Source organism: Kitasatospora sp. NPDC059747, assembly GCF_042732955.1.
Lineage (GTDB): Bacteria > Actinomycetota > Actinomycetes > Streptomycetales > Streptomycetaceae > Kitasatospora.
This window is the reverse complement of sequence record NZ_JBHWGV010000035.1, coordinates 10,122-27,030: the sequence shown is the minus strand read 5'-3', so window position 1 is coordinate 27,030 and position 16,909 is coordinate 10,122. Positions and strand designations below refer to the sequence as shown.

Below are 16,909 nucleotides of genomic sequence, written 5' to 3'. Positions count from 1 at the left end.
CCATGACCTCCGAACAGACGTGGAAGGTCGGCCCACTCGCCGAAGCGAGCGGGCTGACCGTGCGCACCCTGCACCACTGGGACCACATCGGCCTCCTCAGCCCCTCCCGCCGCACCCCCTCCGGACACCGCGAGTACACCGAACAGGACGTGGTGCGCCTCTACCTCGTCCTGGCGCTGCGCCGCCTCGGCCTCGGCCTGGAGACCATCGCCACCTGCCTGGACGCCGGCATCGACCCGCTGCGCCTGGTCGGCGAACACCTCGTCGGCATCGACGCCGCCCTCGCCTCCCTGACCGCGCTGCGCGAGCGCCTGGCCCACATCCACGGCGAACTCGCCGCCGAACGCACCCCCGACACCGCCGCCCTCATCCGCGTCCTGCAGGCCATGCGCGGCGCCGGCACCCCCGGCACCGAACCCGCGCTGCGCCGCCACCTCGACGACGACCAGATCGACGCCCTGCGCGACCACGCCGCCGCACTCGGCCCCGCCGCCCACTACTACCTCGACATCGAGTGGCCCCAGCTCTACCGGCGCGCCGAGGCCCTGCGCCAGGCCGGCGCCGACCCGGCCGGCCAGGAGGTCCAGCGCGTCGTGCGGCGCATCGACGAACTGGGCGCCCTGTTCTCAGGCGGCGACCGCGCCCTGTCCGGCGCCGTGCGCGGCGCCTGGCGCGAGGACCCGGCCGCCGTCTCCGGCCAGAACGACGCCCCCGCCGACCAGTGGCGCGACCTCGCCGACTTCCTCGACCTCGCCCGCCGGGGTGACGCATGAGCGCCATGCCCAGGCGCGTACGGGTGCGCGTCGCCGTCATCTCCGTGCTGCCGGTGCTGTTCCCCGCGCTGCTGCTCCTGACCATCCTGGCGATGGCCCACGTGGTGCCGTGGCCGGTGGTCCCCGCGGTGGCGCTGGCCCTGCTCGTCCAGGCCCTGGTCACCTACATACGCCTGGGCCGCTCCGACGGGCCCGGGAACTGACCCCCCGTCCGGGACGGCCGCCCGCCCCGGCCGCCTTCGAGCGCCCGAAGGCGCTGCCGAGCCACGGTGACCGGGTGCTCCGGCTCGCTGGTTGAACGGATCAATCGGGTGAGGTTCTCGGCCGGGGACGGAGTGCCCGGGGATGCCGTTGCGGGGGTGTCACTAGCCTGGGGCGGCGGGCCCCCGAGGGCTGCTGCTTCCGTAATAAGGCGGCTGGGAGGCCCTGCTGTCCGAAGCCTCCTGCCCCTGGTGGCGAAAGGGACAGTCTTGGATCTCGGCTCCACGGCTGCGGTCACATCGACCGGGTCGACGCGCAGAACGGTGCTCCGGGCGCTGGTGGCGGGCGGGTTGGCGGGCGGGCCGGGCTCCTGGCCGTCGTCGGCGCGAGCGGCGGGTACGGCAGGTACGGCAGGTGTGGCAGGTACGGCAGGTGTGGCCGGTGCGGCCGGTGCGGCGGGTGCGGCGGGTGCGGCCGACGGATGGGAGTCGTTCGCCGACCGGGTGAAGGCCGAGTTCGCCGCGATGGGCCTGGTCGGCGCGGCAGTGGCCGTGGTCAGCAGCGACCGCGTGCTGCTGACCTTGCCGCTCGGCGTACGCGAGGCGGGGACCGACGCCCCGGTCACGCCCTCGACACGGTTCCTGGTCGCCTCGACGACCAAGTCCATGACCTCACTGCTCGTGGCAACCCATGTCGACCAGGGACGACTGGCGTGGGACCAACGGGTCGTCGACGCCTGGCCGGGCTTCCGGGCACCCACCGACGAGCTGACACGCACCCTGAAGGTCCGCGACCTTCTGGGCATGGCGACCGGGATCGACGAGCCCCCGGCGTTGTCCGGTCTCCACGAAGGAGACCCGACAGCCCCCCAGCTGCTCCGGTCCCTGGCCACGCTCCCGGTCGCGGCCCCTCCCGACACCACGTTCATCTACAACAACACCGTGTACTCCGCCGCCGGTTACCTGCCGCTACTCGGCTCGGGCGTGTCCGGAGACGGACTGACCGCAGCGTTCACCGACGACCTGCGGGAGCGGGTGTACGGGCCGGCCGGCATGGCCGGCGCCGGGATCGCCGACGACCCCCGCGGGCTGGTCACCGACTTCATGCGGGGCCACGGGCCCGACCTCGCCGGCACGAACGCACTGCTCGCCTACGGGCCGGTCGGCAGCTACGCTCCCGCCGGCGGCACCCTCGCCTCACTCGACGACATGGCGTCCTACGTCCGCTTGCAGCTGCGGCGCGGCGTCTCCGTGAACGGCCACCGGGTGGTGTCGGCCGGGAACCTCGCCGAGTGCTGGAAACCGCACATCCCGGTCCCCGTCTCACCGGAACTCGACCCCGACGTCACCGAATCCGGGTACGCGATGGGCTGGATCCACAACCGGTACTGCGACGGGACCTCGCTGATCTGGCACAACGGCGGCATCGACGGCTTCACCTCATTCATCGGCTTCCTGCCGGAACACGACCTCGGGCTGGTCGTGCTCAACGCGATGAACCCGTCCCCGACCGGCACGTTCTTCTACCTCTACGTCCTCAACCTGCTGCTCGGCGAAAGGTTCGGCCTCAACAAGGGGGTCCCGGCCAAGGCCCACGCCCAGTACCTGGCCGCCGTCCAGGCCCTGCGCACCCTCGGCGGCCGGACCCGCCCGACCGACCCCACGATCACCGCGCCGCACCTGGGCTTCTACGAAGGCGGCTACCGGCTCACCCAGGACGGCCCCGACCTCAACCTCCGCCTCGGCCCACGGACCATGCCCCTGGGCATCCTGCCGGACGGCACCTACGTGATGACCGGCGGGCTGCTGGTGGAGAACACGGTCCGCCTGACCCGGGACGCGGACGGCACGCCACGCATCGAGGTGGTCCAGTTCGAGACCGTCCGCCGGACGGTCGGGCCACCGTAGCCGGCCCCGTGATCACGGCGTCCGCTGTGCCGACCGCCCGGCACGCGGGTCCGCCCGTTGTGCCCGGCCGGGTGTCAGCCCTGCGCCGTCCACTCCGGCAGCGCCTCGCGCCGCTGGAGCCACAGCGGGTCGGCGCCGGAAAGGCCGGTGCGGGCGGCGACCGTGCCGGCGGTGATGGCGCAGGTGGTGTCGACGTCGCCGAGGCCCTCGGCCGTGCTCCACAGGGCGTCGGTGAGGCTGTCGAGGTGCGCGGCGGCCGACCACAGGGCGAAGGGGACGGTGTCGGCGGCGCTGACGCGCTGCCCGTTGCCGAGCAGGTCGGCGGCGCGCCAGGGCCGGGCGTCGGGGCGCACCGCGCAGGCCAGGGCCAGGGTGTTGCGGACCTCGCCCGCGGGGGTGTGCCGCAGGACCTGCTTGAGGAACTCCTCGCCGTCCGGGGCCGGGCCGCCGCGCGAGGCGGCGGCCAGGCAGGCGGCGACGGCCACCGCGACCGCCCCGGCCACGCCCTCGGGGTGGGCGTGGGTGACCTCGGCCGACAGCGCCGCCTGCCGGGCGGCCTCCTCGGCGTCGCCGGCGAACCACGCGCCCAGCGGCGCGACCCGCATCGCGGCGCCGTTGCCGAAGCTGCCCTGGCCGTCGAAGAGTTCGCGGGTGCGGGTGCGCCAGGAGGGCGGGTCGCCGGCGAGGGCGGGCAGCAGACGGTGCATGCCGGCGCCGTAGCCGCGGTAGGCATCGGCGAGGTAGGTGGCGCCGAAGGCGGCGGCGAGGGCGTCCTGGTCGACGGTGCCGTGCACGGTCAGGACCCGGTGGACGGACAGGGCCATCGCCGTGTCGTCCGTCCAGTGCCAGGGCGACTCCTCGGGCGTGCGGCGCGCCCGGATGTCCCGGTAGGCCTCGGGGGCGGTGCGGAACAGCGGGAACCAGCGCTCCCCGAACGCGTCCCCGAGGGCGAGCCCCTCCAGCGCGTCACGGGCGGCCACGGGCACGGGCGGACGAGTCGTCATGTCCCCATCCTCCCTTGACCCGGCGAATCCGGTGGCACCTCAGGCCGCCGGCGGGCGAGACTGCCGCGATGACCGCCCCCTCCCCCGCCCCCGACCCGCGCTCGTGGGGCGTCGCCCCGCACTACGCGGGCATGCAGGCCCTGATCGGCGACCTGGTGGTACCCGACGGCGCGCCGATGCACGTCGCGAGCGCGCTGGAGACCTCCCGCGAGCTGATCCGGCACTCCTACCACCGCTACGAGTTCGCGACCGTCGCCGTCACGCACGGCCTGCTCGCCCTGAACCACGTCCTCGCCGAACCCGCGGGCGCCGACGAGCCGCTGCGGGTCCGGGTCCAACGGGCCGCCGCCGCAGGGCTCCTGGCCCCCGGCCTCGCCGCCGAAGTCGACCGCGCCGTACGGCTGCGCGAGCGGCTCGCGCAGGGCGCCGTGACAAGCGGCGCCGTCGGCCCCGAGCGGGCCGTCGCCGCGGTGCGCGCCGTCTTCGACGCCGTCCGCCTGCTCCTGCGCCCCGCACCGCCGCCGCCCGTGCAGCGGCTCGACCGGCTGTGGGAGGCGCACCTGGAGACGCCGTTTCCCGAGAGCTTCCGCGGCGTGGACGTCGACGGCGTGGACCTGGTCCTCCTCGACGCGAACGTCGCCGGGCTCGTCCTGCGGGAGCTGAACGGCGGCCTCGACGGCGACGGCGCCGCCGTGCTGTGGGCGTGCATCGCCGACCTCGACGCGATCGTGCCCCGGCTCAACGAGGAGTACTGCGCCGCCTATTACCGGCGGCTGCGCACGGTCGCCGCCCTCGCCGCGGGCCGTCACCTGCCCGCCGCCACCTGACCTACCGGGTGGCGGGCGGGCTCATGCGGACCTCCGGGCCGCAGACGGTGGCCTCGGCCGGCTTGCCGCTGCGGTCCGTCACCGGGACGCGGACGGCGGCGGCCTCGCCCGGGGCGGCCACCGTGGCGGTGGCGGTGGTGACCCGCGGGGTGCAGGTGCCGCCGGGGCCCTTGCCGTCCGTCCCGGGCCAGCGCAGCGCGAACACCGCCGCCCGGTCCGCGCCGAGCGTCACCGCGGCCAGGCCGCCCTCGCCGCTCCCCCGGGCCTGCGGTCCCTTGCCCCGGTGGAACTCCAGCTTCGGGTAGCCGGCCAGGGCGCAGGGCCGGGTGCCGGAGTTGACGGCGGCGAGCTCGGCGTTCGCCGGATCCGGCGCGGTCGTGCCCTCGGCGGTGAGCAGGGTGAGCGTCCACGTCAGGTCCGCGGCACGGCAGTTCGCCGTCGCGGCGGCGGGCACGGCGGCCGTCGTGCCGGCGCCGCAGGACGTCAGCAGTGCGGACACGGCCACCATCGGCAGCAAGCGCGGGCGCATCGGATCCCCCGGATCGTCGGGACGGGCGACGGGCCGTCACCGCCCGCCCGTCGTCGAGGACGAAGACACCGCGCGGGGCCCGCCGGTTGCCCCCGTCCCCGGCACGGCCGACGGAATGTGAGCTGCGCCACATTCACCCTATGCCGTGCAGCAGAAGACGCCCCGGCGCAGTCATGACGCAATGCCAGGACAACAGGCCGACGGAGAACGGGGGCGACGGGGTGAGGCTGCGCAGGGCCGCTCCCGGGATCGGCTTCGCCGCTTTCGTGGAGCAGCGGTCGGGGGCGCTGTTCCGCACGGCGTACGTGCTGACGGGGGACGCGCACGCGGCGGAGGACCTGGTGCAGGAGACGCTGGAGCGGGCGTGCCGGCACTGGCGGAAGGTGGCCGCCTCGGACGCGCCGGAGGCGTACGTGCGGCGGATCCTGGTCAACCTGGCCAACGACCGCCACCGGCGCCTGAACCGCCCGGGCCAGCGCACCGCGCCGCTGGCGCCGTCCGGGTACGGGGAGCCGGCCGATCCGCGCGACGCCTACCGGTCGGTGGAGCTGCGCGAGGAACTCGTCGCGGCGCTGCACACGCTGCCGATGGGGATGCGCACGGTGGTGGTCCTGTACTACCTGCACGACCTGGGCGACCGGGAGATCGCGCAGGCGCTGGACATCTCGCCGGGTTCGGTGCGCTCCCAACTCGCGCGCGGGCTGGCCCGGCTGCGCGAGGTCCTGCCCCGCCAGGAGGACCCGCCCCTCTCCTCGCCGCCCGTTGCCTCGACTTCGCGTGAAGGTGCCCCATGACCCGACTGCCGCCCCCCGATCCCGAGTTCGAGATGGAGCTGCTCGCCGCCATGACCGATTTCGCCGACCGTGCCCCCGTCCCCGCCGTCGACGCCGCCGCCATCGTGCGGCGCACCGCGCGCCGGCGCACCGCCGTGGCCGGGGCGGTGGCCGTCGCGGTGGCGGCCGGTGTCGTGGCGGGCGGGCTGCTGTTCGCCTCCCCGTCTGCGCCGGGCGCCGGGGGGCGCCCGGCGGCTCAGGCCCCGGCCGCCTCCCCGTCCGCGCCGCCACCCTCGTCCCCGCCCGCGACCACCCCGGCAGCACCGGCAACCCCGAAGCAACTCTTTCCGACCCCCTACCTTCCGGGCCCCGCCGCCCCGTCCGACGGCATCCCCTATCTCGTCTCGCCGCTCGCCAAGCCGCCCGAGTCCATGCCCACCAGGCAGGGCCCGCCGGTGACGGTCCCCGCGCTCACGGGCTTCACCCGGGAGGCGGCCATGGAGGTGCTGCGGGAGGCCGACCTGCGCGGGGAGGTCCAGGAGGTGGCGGACGAGAACGTGCCCGCCGGGAGGGTCGTGTCGACGGGGCCGTTCGCCGGCGCCGTGGTCCCGGCGGGTTCGACGGTGCGCCTGGTCGTCTCCACGGGCCGGCCGGCGGGCTGACCTGCGGGCCGCCCGGGCCGCCGACCTGCGCCGCAGCCCCCGCCCTGCGGGTGCGGGCGGGGGCGATCTAGGGTGCTGGCATGATCTCCTCCCCGATATCCGGCCCCCGCCACGCCCTGCAGACGCTGCTGGAGGGCAACGCCCGGTTCGTCGCCGGCTCCCCCGAGCACCCCAACCAGGACGCCGGGCGCCGGGCCGCGCTCGCCCCGGCGCAGCGTCCGTTCGCGGTGCTGTTCGGCTGCTCTGACTCCCGCCTGGCGGCCGAGATCATCTTCGACCAGGGTCTGGGCGACCTGTTCGTGGTACGCACGGCGGGGCACGTGGCGGGTCCCGAGGTGCTGGGCAGCATCGAGTACGGGGTGAGCGTGCTGGACTGCCCGCTGGTGATCGTGCTGGGCCACGACTCGTGCGGCGCGGTGGCGGCGGCCCTGGACGCGGTGGACGAGGGCCGGCTGCCGGGCGGTTTCGTGCGCGACGTGGTGGAGCGGGTGACGTCGAGCGTGGTGTCGGCCAGGGCGGCGGGCATCGAGGACCCGGACGCGATCGTCGACGAGCACATCCGTCAGAGCGTGGACCTGCTGCTGGAGCGCTCGCAGGTGCTGGCGGCGAAGGTCGCCGAGGGCAGCGTGGGCGTGGTGGGCCTGTCCTACCGCCTGACCGACGGCCAGGCCCGCATGGTCGCCACCCACGGCGACATCCTCTAGCGGCTCCCGAGCGCCGTGTCCGATCCCCGCCAGCGCGGGCGGCGGGGCGGCGGCAGAGTCGGGGGCATGCACAAGGTCACCGATCTCAAGGTCCTCTACTTCGGCACCCCGGTGGTGCTGATCGGCTCCCGCAACGCGGACGGCAGCGCGAACCTGGCGCCGATGTCGTCCGCGTGGTGGCTGGGCCACTCGTGCCTGCTGGGGCTGGGCAACAGCGCGCAGACGTCCGCGAACCTGCTGCGCGAGGGCGAGTGCGTGCTCAACCTGCCCTCGTCCGCGATGGTCGACGCCGTCGACCGGCTGGCGCTGCTGACCGGCAATCCGGTCGTCTCCGAGTACCGGCGGGAGCAGGGCTACCGCTACGAGCCGCGCAAGTTCGAGGCGGCGGGGCTGACCGAGCTGCCCGGGGAGCTGGTGCGGGCGCCGCGCGCGGCGGAGTGCCCGGTGCAGCTGGAGTGCCGGCTGGCGGCGGCCACGCCGCTGGCGGGCAACGAGCGGTGCACCGCCTTCGAGGTGGAGGTGGTGCGCGCGCACGTGGACGAGCGGCTGCTGGTGCCCGGCAGCGACCACTACGTGGACCCGGTCGGCTGGGACCCGCTGATCATGAAGTTCTGCGAGTTCTTCGGCGACGGGCGGCGCCTTGCGCCCTCGCGCCTGGCGGAGGGCTGGCGGATGCCGGGACGGCTGGCGCCCGCGCGGGCCTGACGGAGAGTCCGGGGTTGACTTCAACAGCTGTTGAAGTTGTCGAATGGGTCCCGGCACCACCGCACGGGCGCCAATGTCGATGCCCGCCCGTGCCGGGGCCGGGGCCGCCTTCCATCCGATCGTGCCGGAGGCGGCCCCCGCCCCCCCGCCGGTCCAGGGCCCGCTCAGGCCCGCTCAGGCCCGCTCAGGCCCGCTCAGGCGCCGGCGCTCTCGGCGAGGGTGTGGGCGACGAGGGCGTTGGCGTGGCCGTGGCCCAGGCCGTACTCGGTCTTGAGCCAGGCGACGAGCTCCATGTGCCTGGTGAGCGGGGAGGTACGGATGAGGTCCTTCCACTCGGCGACGGGGCGGCCGTACTTCTTCTCGATCGACGGGAAGTAGGCGGCGGGGCCCTTCACGGGGGTGGCGGTCATGGTGCGGTGTCCTTCCGGGGTGGCACACGAAGCGGTGCGCGGTGCGTTTCACGGGTTAAGACCGTGATCGCACCGCGCACTCATCGCTTCTCGGCTATGACCTGGGTCACACCGTGGCGCGGCGCCTTCCCCGGCCGGCGCGGCGGCCGGCGGGCGGGGTGGGGTCGGCGTTCCAGGCGGCGACGGGGTTGCCGAGCCAGCGGGTGGAGCCGGGGACGTTCTCGCCGCGCATGACCAGGGAGGCCGGGCCGACGGTGCTGCCCTCGCCCAGGGCGGAGTTGAGCAGCACGATGGAGTGCGGCCCGGTGGTGGAGCCGGCGCCGAGGTGGACGGTGCCCAGGCGCATGACGCGGTCGTGGAAGAGGTGGGTCTGCAGGACGGTGCCGCGGTTGACGCTGGCGCCGGCCTCGACGGTGACGAGGTCGCTCTCGGGCAGCCAGTGGGTCTCGCACCACACGCCGCGCCCGATGCGCGCGCCCAGGCTGCGCAGCCACAGGTTGAGGTAGGGGGTGCCGGTGATGCTGGAGCCGCCGAAGGGCATGGCGAGTTCCTCGACGAAGGTGTCGTAGAGCTCGTTGCGCCACACGAAGGAGGACCACAGGGGGTGCTCGTCGGTGCGGAAGCGGCCCACGAGCAGCCACTTGGCGGCGGTGGTCAGCGCGCAGGCGATGACGGCGGCCAGGGCGAGGACCAGTCCGCCGGTGGCGATGGCGGTGGGCACGCCGTAGTCGTCGCGGATCTCCTGGAAGGCGGCGAGGACGAAGTCGCCGAGGACAACGGCCAGGACGATCGGCAGCAGGCGGCACAGCTCGACGCCGGCGCGCGCCCACATCAGGCGCCGGGGCGGGTCGTAGGTGCGGGCCTCGCCGCCGGTGTCGGCGACGCGGGGCAGCGCGAAGGCGGGGCGCCCGAGCCAGGAGGAGCCCTCGGGGGCGTGGGCGGGGGTGTCGGACAGGACGCCGACGAGGGAGTTGTCGGGCAGGTGGCGCCCGGGGCCGACGATGCCGGAGTTGCCGACGAAGGAGCGCTTGCCGACCTGGGCGGGGCCCAGGTGCAGCCAGCCGGCGCGGACCTCGTAGGGGGCGACGAGGGTGTCGTCGGCGAGGAAGGCGCCGTCGTCCACGCGCATGAGGCCGGGCAGGGACAGGACCGTGGAGGCCTCGACGCGCCGGCCGATCTTCGCCCCGAGCAGGCGCAGCCACAGCGGGGTGAAGAGGCTGGCGTAGAGGGGGAAGAGGGTGCGGCGGGCGGTGTCGGTGAGGCGGTGGACGGCCCAGGCGCAGAAGGCGACCTTGCCGTGGGCGGGGTGGTGGCCGGGGCGCAGGGGGCGGGAGAACAGGCGCACGGCCAGGACTATGAGCGTGGCGTGGCAGAAGAGGGTGAGGACGGTCAGGGGGATGGTGAGGGGCAGGAGCTGGAGGATGGCCTGGCCCAGGGTGCGGTCGGCGTCGATCATCGGGTAGATGATCGCGAGGGCCGGGGCGGCGGCGATCAGCGGCAGGAGGCCGAAGAGGGTCAGGCCGGTGCCGTAGGCGAGGTTCCAGGCGCGCGAGCGTGCGCGCGGGGCGGGGTGGGCGGGCCAGCCGGCGGGTGCCTCGGGGGCGGGGCGGGCCGGGGAGCCGTGCCAGTGTTCGCGGGCGGGGACGGTGCCGGTGACGCAGGAGCCGGGGGCGATGTCGGCGCCGGCGCCGATGCGGGCGCCGGGCATGAGGGTGGAGCGGGTGGCGACGCGGGCGCCTTCGCCGATCTCGACGTGGCCGAGGTGGAGGATGTCGCCGTCCAGCCACCAGCCGGCGATGTCGGCCTCGGATTCGAGGACGGCGCCGGTGCCGATGCGGGCGAGGCCGGTGACGGGGGGCAGGGTGTGCAGGTGGACGTCCTTGCCGACGCGGCAGCCCAGGGCGCGCGCGTAGCGGGCGGCCCAGGGGGTGCCGGGCAGGGCGCCGACGCCGAAGAGGGCGACGGTGCGTTCGGCGAGCCACAGGCGCAGGTGGACGTGGCCGCCGCGGGGGTGGCTGCCGGGGCGGATGCCGGCGGTGATGACGCGGGCGCTCGCGGCGGCGAGCAGGGTGCGGCCGGGGGCGCTGTAGAAGAGGAGGAGGCCGGCGAGGACGGGCCACCAGGAGGAGTGGGGGGCCCAGGGCAGGTGGGCGCCGGTGAGGTTGTCGAGGGCGGTGAGGACCAGGACCCAGCGCAGGCCGGCGAGGGTGAAGAGGCCGAACAGGGCGATGGTCTGCCACAGGCCGGCGCTGGCGGGGGTGCGGCGCACGTCGCGCCGGCGGGGCGCGGGGGCCTCGGGGGTGCGGGCGCCGGTGTGCGGCGGTGCGAGGGAGTCGAGGTGGGCGGCCATCGCGCTCAGGCCGGGGTGGGCGTAGAGGTCGGCGACGGACACGCCGGGGTAGCGGGTGCGCAGTTCGGAGACGAGGCGGGCGGCGGTGAGGCTGGAGCCGCCGAGGGCGAAGAAGTCGTCGCCGGCGCCGGGGGCCATGCCGAGCAGGGCCTCCCAGTGGCCGGCGAGCCAGCCGGCGGTGCCCTCCAGGGGGCCGGCGGCCGCGGCGTCCTGGCGGCCGGTGGTGGCCAGCGGCCAGGGCAGGGCGTTGCGGTCGACCTTGCCGGAGGTCTTGGTGGGCAGGGACTCGACGAGGGCGAGGACCGGCACGAGCGGGGCGGGCAGGCGCTCCAGCAGCAGCTGGCGGGCGGCGGCGAGGTCGGGGTGGGTGCCGGGGCGGGCGACGAGGTAGCCGACCAGCAGGTCGGCGCCGGCGGGGGTCTTGCGGACGGCGGCGGCCGCGGCGCGCACGTCGGGCAGGGCCTGGAGGGCGGCGTCGATCTCGCCGAGTTCGATGCGCCGGCCGCCGAGCTTGACCTGGTCGTCGGCGCGGCCGACGAAGACGAGGCCTTCGGGGTCGTTGCGCACGAGGTCGCCGCTGCGGTAGACGCGCGGGGAGGCGAAGACGGGGTGGGGGCTGAACTTCTCGGCGTCCTTGGCGGGGTCGAGGTAGCGGGCGGTGCCGACGCCGGTGATGAGCAGTTCGCCGGTCTCGTACCAGGGCACGGGGTGGCCGTTCTGGTCGACGACGGCGATCTCCCAGCCGTCCAGGGGGGCGCCGATGCGCACGGGCTGGCCGGGCAGCATGCGGGCGGCGGTGGCGACGACGGTGGTCTCGGTGGGGCCGTAGGTGTTCCAGAACTCGCGTCCGGGGGTGGCCAGGCGCTCGACGAGTTCGGCGGGGCAGGCCTCGCCGCCGACGATGATCAGGCGCACCGCGTCCAGGCACTCCTGGGGCCACAGGGCGAGCAGGGTGGGGACGGTGGAGACGGCGGTGATGCGGCGCTCGACGAGCCAGGGGCCGAGGTCGGTGCCGGCCTTGACGAGGGAGCGGGGGGCGGGCACCAGGCAGGCGCCGTGGCGCCAGGCGATCCACATCTCCTCGCAGGAGGCGTCGAAGGCCACCGACAGGCCGGCCAGGACGCGGTCGCCGGGGGCCAGCGGCCGCTGCTGGAGGAACAGGCGGGCCTCGGCGTCGACGAACGCGGCGGCGCTGCGGTGGGTGACGGCGACGCCCTTGGGCCGGCCGGTGGTACCGGAGGTGAAGATGATCCAGGCGTCGTCGGCGGGCGAGGGCCAGGCGGGGCGGCCCGACGGGCGGGCCTGGGGACCGGCGCTCAGCTGGTGGCCGGCGCCGATGACGGCGCACACCTGGGCGTCCTGCCAGATCATGGCGGCGCGCTCGTCGGGGTCGTCGGCGTCCACCGGCACGTAGGCGGCGCCGCAGCGCAGGACGGCGAGGACGGCGACGTACAGGTCTGCGGTGCCGGAGGGGATGCGCACGCCGACGCGGTCGCCGCATCCGATGCCGTGGCCGGCCAGGGTGCCGGCGAGGGCGTCGACCTCCTGCAGGAGGGTGCGGTAGTCGAGCACCCGGGTGCCGGTGTCCAGGGCGGGCGCGTGGGGGTGGGCGTCCGCGGTGGCGGCGATGATGTCGAGCAGGCTGCGCGGGTGGGCGGGCTGGGCCACCGGCCAGGCGGCCGCGTACCCGGGGTGGGGGCGGTGCAGCGTGCCTGGGCCGGCCGTGTCCTGGCGTGCGTCCATGGGGGGTGGTTTCCTCGGCTCCGGTTCCTGGGTCAGGTCTGTTGGCTCGGGTGCGGCGTCACCCGCGGGGTGGGCGGGTGCGAACGCGCACGGGCGTCACTCGGGGTGACGCCCGTGGAAGCACGTTCTTTCACCATGACTCGGTGGGGAGTCCTGCGGATGCAGATGGAGCGTGGTCAAAGGAAATTCTCACGATCTGTGCCGCACGGGACGGCAGGGGAACGATTCGAATGTGATTTCGGTCTTTATGGGGTGTTTTCGCTGGTGAAGGGTAGCGGCTGCGGGAGGACGGCGCCGTGACGGGAGGGATGGGAGTGATGAACGCCATGCGACCGGAACGCTACCGGCTGCGGCGGGGGCGCCGCCTCCGCGGGGGTGTGCGAACCGTTCACCCGGACGACACACCGTGACGGCGGCGTTGACCTGGGCGGACTCTTCGGGAACGCACCGGGGGCGGCCCCCGGGGCCCGGGTGAGGGGTTGGTGAGGGAAGCGCGGGGGCCGGCGACGGGACGTACACGCATTCGACGTAGGAGGTGCCGGGGACGCCGTGGACCGGCCCAGGACGATCTCCCGGACATCCCCCCGAACTCCCCACCGGGCGTCCCCGGACCTCCCCCGCCCCTCGCACTCCCCCGGACCTCCCCGCCTCCCCGCTTCTCCCGGCCGCCCTTGCTAGCGTCGTCGTCCGTGAGCCTGGTCTGGTACGCGGCGTACGGGTCGAACCTGGACGCCGCCCGCATGGCCTGCTACCTCGCCGGCGGGCGCCCCGAGGGCGGCGCACGCCACTACCCCGGATGCCGCGACCCGCGCCCGCCGCGGCGCGACGCCGCGGTGACCCTGCCCGGGACGATGTACTTCGCCTGGCACTCCCCGACCTGGGGCGGCGGCGTCTCCTTCTACGACCCGGACTTCCCCGACCCCGACTTCCCCGACCCGGACGCCGAGGGCCGCGTCCCCTGCCGCGCGTACCTGCTGTCGGACGGCCAGTTCGGCGACGTCGCCGCGCAGGAGATGCACCGCTCCCCCGGAACCCGCCTCGACCTCACCCGCGTCCTCACCCACGGCCGCGACCGCACCGGCCCCGGCCGCTACGAGACCCTGCTGCGCACCGGCACGCTCGACGGCCTGCCCCTGCTCACCTTCACCGCCCCCGGCGGCCTGGCCGCCGCCCGCCTCAACCCGCCCACCGCGCCCTACCTGCGCACCCTGGCCGCCGGACTCGCGCAGTCCCACGCCTGGAGCGCCCGCCGCTGCGCCGCCTACCTCGCCACCCGCCCGGGCGCGGCCGGTCACTGGAGCGAGCGGGACGTGCTGGCCGCCCTGGGCTGACGGCGGCCGCCCGTTCGTCTCAGCCGTGTGCCGCCGGCGCCGCGGGTGCCGCGGGTGCCGGCGCAGGGTGTCCAGGGCCGGTTCGGGGGTGTCGTCCTCCAAGAAGCAGGTGAAGACCGGCTCGCAGTGCGTGCTCACGGCGACATCCCGTGGGAAGGAAAAGGGGTTGTGAACTGCTGGGGGTCGAGGTCGTTTTCGTGCGCATGGGTGTCCGTGAGTTTGTTTTCGATCATGGCTTGTTGGGCGGATGAGGCGACTGTCAGTGGCGTGTGTGAGGGTGGTGGCGCTGACGGAGAGGGGGTTGGCGTGACTGGGCCGGGGAAGCCGCTGCGGTGGATAGACGCGCCGTTCGTTTCCCTTGGACCGTCGGGTGTGACGGTCCGTGACCGTCTCAAGGGCCTCACGTCCGAGGACGAGAAGGTGCTGCGGCTGGTCGGCGGGCACCTCGGTTCGCTGGCGTCGCGTGATCTCAAGGCCCGGTGCGCCGACGGCCTGGAGCACTCCACTGCCACGTGGGCGGGGCGCAAGCGGGACCTGACGGCCGAGTCGTCGTCACGGTGGGCCGGGAGCATCACGAAGGCCACACACGACCAGTGGGCGCTGTCGCGCCGCGGGCAGGCCGCGCACCTGGACTCCCTGGACACCGGGATCAGGACGGTCTCCCACCGCCTGTCCCTGCCGATCGGGGAGAAGGGTGGCAGGCGGCAGCCCGGCGGATACCGTTCCAGGCACGAGTGGTTCGTCAAGACCCGGCGTCTGCACGTTCTTGAGGAGCGACGCGCGGCTGTCGCCGCCGACCGCGACAACGGCATCGTGCACGTGGTGCGCGGCGGCCGAAAGCTGCTGGGCACCCGGCACAACCTCGACACCGCGGACCTGACCGAAGCCCAGTGGCGGGAGAAGTGGGAAACCGCCCGCTGGTTCCTCGCCGCTGACGGGGAGTCCGGCAAGCGGTTCGGCAACGAGACGATCCGCGTCACCCCGGACGGCGAGGTGTCGATCAGACTGCCCGCCCCGCTCGCCGACCTGGCGAACGCCAGGCACGGCCGGTACGTCCTCGCCGCGAAGGTGACATTCCCGTACCGGGGGCAGGAGTGGGCCGACCGCATCGAGGCCAACCGGGCGGTGGCGTACCGCATCCACCTGTACGTGGACCGCCGGCGCTGGTACCTCGACGCCTCCTGGACCCGGCCCGTCGTGAAGACCATGCCGCTGTCCGCGGCCGGGATGGCCGGGATGGACACCAACACCGACCACTTCGCCTGCTGGCACCTCGATACGCACGGCAACCCGGTCGGCGAGCCCCAGTGGTTCCCCTACGACCTGACGGGCACGGCCACCCACCGCGACGCCCAGATCCGCCACGCCATCACGCAACTCCTCCACTGGGCGAAGCGCTGCGGCGTCACGGCGATCGGCCTGGAGAACCTGGACCTCACCGCCGAGACCACCCGCGAGAAGCACGGCCGCAGGAAGCGGTTCCGGCAGCTCATCTCGGGTATTCCCACCGGCAGACTCCGTGCCCGGCTCGTCTCCATGGCCGCCGAGCTGGACCTGGTCATCGTCGCCGTGGACCCCGCCTACACCTCCCGGTGGGGCGCGCAGCACTGGCAGGAGCCACTCGCCACGCCCACCCGCACAACCACCCGGCACGATGCCGCGAGCATCGCGATCGGGCGACGCGCCCTCGGACTCCCGATCCGGCGACGGACGGCACCGCCCCACGACGACCGGAGTGATCGTCGCGGGCATCGGACCGTCCAGGCCCCCTCGGGCATCCGGAGACGTGAGGAAACCCGCCACCCCGCCACGGACCGTGCACACGATGCACGCAGCCGAACGAGGACAACGAGAACGCGGGCGACCAGCGCACCCTAAACCGTTCGGGATGCGCGCAGTGATCAACCGTGGGTCCAAGACCCACTCCTGCTCACTGAATAGGAACGGTTGCGCGCAGCCCCGTGGGGACTGCTAGCATCCCCTCCCGTAACCGTGACCGCACGTCAGGAGGTGGGCCCCGTGAACGCAGTAACCACGTGGGTGCTCCCTCTCCCCGTCACGGCATAGGTCTTTCGCCGGGAGCGCCGAGAACGACGCATGTCCCGGAAGGTGATTCCTATGTCCTCTCTCCACTTCATTTCCGACACCGCCTCCGCCGGTGTCCGCGAGCGCGACTTCCTCCTCGGTGAGGTCCCCGGCGTCCTGTGGTCGCCCGAAGCCGGCTGCCGGCAGGCCCCGCTGGTCCTGATGGGCCACGGCGGCGGACTGCACAAGAAGACCCCGGCCCAGGCCGACCGCGCCCGGCACCTCGTGCGGACCTGCGGGTACACGGTCGTGGCCATCGACGCGCCCGGTCACGGGGAGCGTCCCCGCACGGCCGTCGACGACCGGGCCCGGGCCGACATGATCCGCGCCCGCCAGGACGGCGAGCCGCTGGGCCCGATCGTCGCCGCCTACGGCACCCACCTCGCCGAACTCGCCGTCCCGGAATGGCGGGCCACGCTCGACGCCCTCCAGCGGCTGCCCGAGATCGGCCCCGACGCGCCGATCGGCTACGGCGGAGGCATCACCCTCGGCACGGCGATCGGCATCCCGCTGGCGGCCGCCGAGCCGAGGATCCGGGCCGCGATCTTCGGCGGCGGGTTCATCCCGCACGAGGGACTGCTGGCGGCGGCCCGGCAGGTCACCGTCCCGGTGGAGTTCCTGCTCCAGTGGGACGACGCCGAGGTCCCGCGCGAGCTGGCCCTGGGCCTGTTCGACGCCTTCGCCTCCAAGGAGAAGACCCTGCACGCCAACCCCGGCGGCCACGGCGACGTCCCCGCCTTCGAGGACCCGGCCCTCTTCCTGAGCCGCCACCTCGGCACGGCATAACGCACCCGAGTGGGAAGTCGGCCCGGCCGACTTCCCACACCCCCCACCCGCACCACCGCGGCAGCCAGACAAAATAGACCGATGCGGAACGTCCTCCGGGAACCACCCGCGTGGGCGCG

At 74.6% G+C, this 16,909-nt stretch carries 14 protein-coding genes and 1 pseudogene; 11 read left to right on the top strand and 4 right to left on the bottom strand.

Annotated elements, in window-relative coordinates:
- Positions 1-2 precede the first annotated feature (2 nt).
- The 3 genes from ACFV4G_RS17625 (at position 3) to ACFV4G_RS17615 (ending at position 2,881) form a co-directional block, all read left to right on the top strand.
- The gene (locus ACFV4G_RS17625; RefSeq protein ID WP_380441209.1) at positions 3-773 is read left to right on the top strand and encodes a MerR family transcriptional regulator; all 771 of its coding nucleotides are present in this window, start codon (positions 3-5) and stop codon (positions 771-773) included.
- Positions 770-976, top strand: a complete 207-nt coding sequence (locus ACFV4G_RS17620) for a hypothetical protein (RefSeq protein WP_380441319.1) — start codon at positions 770-772, stop codon at positions 974-976. The genes ACFV4G_RS17625 and ACFV4G_RS17620 overlap by 4 nt, the downstream gene beginning before the upstream one ends.
- Positions 977-1,390: 414 nt before the next feature.
- Positions 1,391-2,881, top strand: a complete 1,491-nt coding sequence (locus tag ACFV4G_RS17615; RefSeq protein WP_380441207.1) for a serine hydrolase domain-containing protein — start codon at positions 1,391-1,393, stop codon at positions 2,879-2,881.
- 74 nt (positions 2,882-2,955) lie between these two features.
- On the opposite strand, the gene ACFV4G_RS17610 is transcribed toward ACFV4G_RS17615, so the two are convergent.
- Positions 2,956-3,885, bottom strand: a complete 930-nt coding sequence (locus ACFV4G_RS17610) for an ADP-ribosylglycohydrolase family protein (RefSeq protein WP_380441205.1) — start codon at positions 3,883-3,885, stop codon at positions 2,956-2,958.
- Positions 3,886-3,953: 68 nt separating this feature from the next.
- Here ACFV4G_RS17610 and ACFV4G_RS17605 point away from each other — a divergent pair, with 68 nt between their 5' ends.
- Positions 3,954-4,712, top strand: a complete 759-nt coding sequence (locus tag ACFV4G_RS17605; RefSeq protein WP_380441203.1) for a hypothetical protein — start codon at positions 3,954-3,956, stop codon at positions 4,710-4,712.
- 1 nt (position 4,713) lies between these two features.
- Here ACFV4G_RS17605 and ACFV4G_RS17600 read toward each other — a convergent pair whose 3' ends face one another.
- Positions 4,714-5,241 (bottom strand): DUF4232 domain-containing protein, encoded by a 528-nt coding sequence (locus ACFV4G_RS17600; protein ID WP_380441201.1) that lies wholly within the window; start codon positions 5,239-5,241, stop codon positions 4,714-4,716.
- A 221-nt stretch (positions 5,242-5,462) separates the two neighbouring features.
- Here ACFV4G_RS17600 and ACFV4G_RS17595 point away from each other — a divergent pair, with 221 nt between their 5' ends.
- The 4 genes from ACFV4G_RS17595 (at position 5,463) to ACFV4G_RS17580 (ending at position 8,085) form a co-directional block, all read left to right on the top strand.
- Positions 5,463-6,035 (top strand): RNA polymerase sigma factor, encoded by a 573-nt coding sequence (locus ACFV4G_RS17595; RefSeq protein WP_380441199.1) that lies wholly within the window; start codon positions 5,463-5,465, stop codon positions 6,033-6,035.
- Positions 6,032-6,676 (top strand): PASTA domain-containing protein, encoded by a 645-nt coding sequence (locus ACFV4G_RS17590; RefSeq protein ID WP_380441197.1) that lies wholly within the window; start codon positions 6,032-6,034, stop codon positions 6,674-6,676. Before ACFV4G_RS17595 ends, ACFV4G_RS17590 begins: the two co-directional genes overlap by 4 nt.
- Positions 6,677-6,756: 80 nt before the next feature.
- The gene (locus ACFV4G_RS17585) at positions 6,757-7,380 is read left to right on the top strand and encodes a carbonic anhydrase (protein ID WP_380441195.1); all 624 of its coding nucleotides are present in this window, start codon (positions 6,757-6,759) and stop codon (positions 7,378-7,380) included.
- A 66-nt stretch (positions 7,381-7,446) separates the two neighbouring features.
- Positions 7,447-8,085, top strand: a complete 639-nt coding sequence (locus ACFV4G_RS17580; protein ID WP_380441193.1) for a flavin reductase family protein — start codon at positions 7,447-7,449, stop codon at positions 8,083-8,085.
- 194 nt (positions 8,086-8,279) lie between these two features.
- Here ACFV4G_RS17580 and ACFV4G_RS17575 read toward each other — a convergent pair whose 3' ends face one another.
- The gene (locus tag ACFV4G_RS17575; protein WP_380441190.1) at positions 8,280-8,495 is read right to left on the bottom strand and encodes a DUF4287 domain-containing protein; all 216 of its coding nucleotides are present in this window, start codon (positions 8,493-8,495) and stop codon (positions 8,280-8,282) included.
- A 106-nt stretch (positions 8,496-8,601) separates the two neighbouring features.
- Positions 8,602-12,588, bottom strand: a complete 3,987-nt coding sequence (locus ACFV4G_RS17570; RefSeq protein WP_380441187.1) for a Pls/PosA family non-ribosomal peptide synthetase — start codon at positions 12,586-12,588, stop codon at positions 8,602-8,604.
- Between the two features lie 689 nt (positions 12,589-13,277).
- On the opposite strand from ACFV4G_RS17570, the gene ACFV4G_RS17565 reads away from it, so the two are divergent.
- From ACFV4G_RS17565 to ACFV4G_RS17555, 3 genes and pseudogenes are all read left to right on the top strand, one after another.
- On the top strand, positions 13,278-13,919 hold the full coding sequence (locus tag ACFV4G_RS17565; RefSeq protein WP_380441184.1) for a histone deacetylase: 642 nt from the start codon (positions 13,278-13,280) through the stop codon (positions 13,917-13,919).
- Between the two features lie 306 nt (positions 13,920-14,225).
- Positions 14,226-15,860 (top strand): annotated as a pseudogene (locus ACFV4G_RS17560) (IS200/IS605 family accessory protein TnpB-related protein).
- Positions 15,861-16,037: 177 nt separating this feature from the next.
- The gene (locus ACFV4G_RS17555) at positions 16,038-16,790 is read left to right on the top strand and encodes a dienelactone hydrolase family protein (protein WP_380441181.1); all 753 of its coding nucleotides are present in this window, start codon (positions 16,038-16,040) and stop codon (positions 16,788-16,790) included.
- Positions 16,791-16,909: the final 119 nt, after the last annotated feature.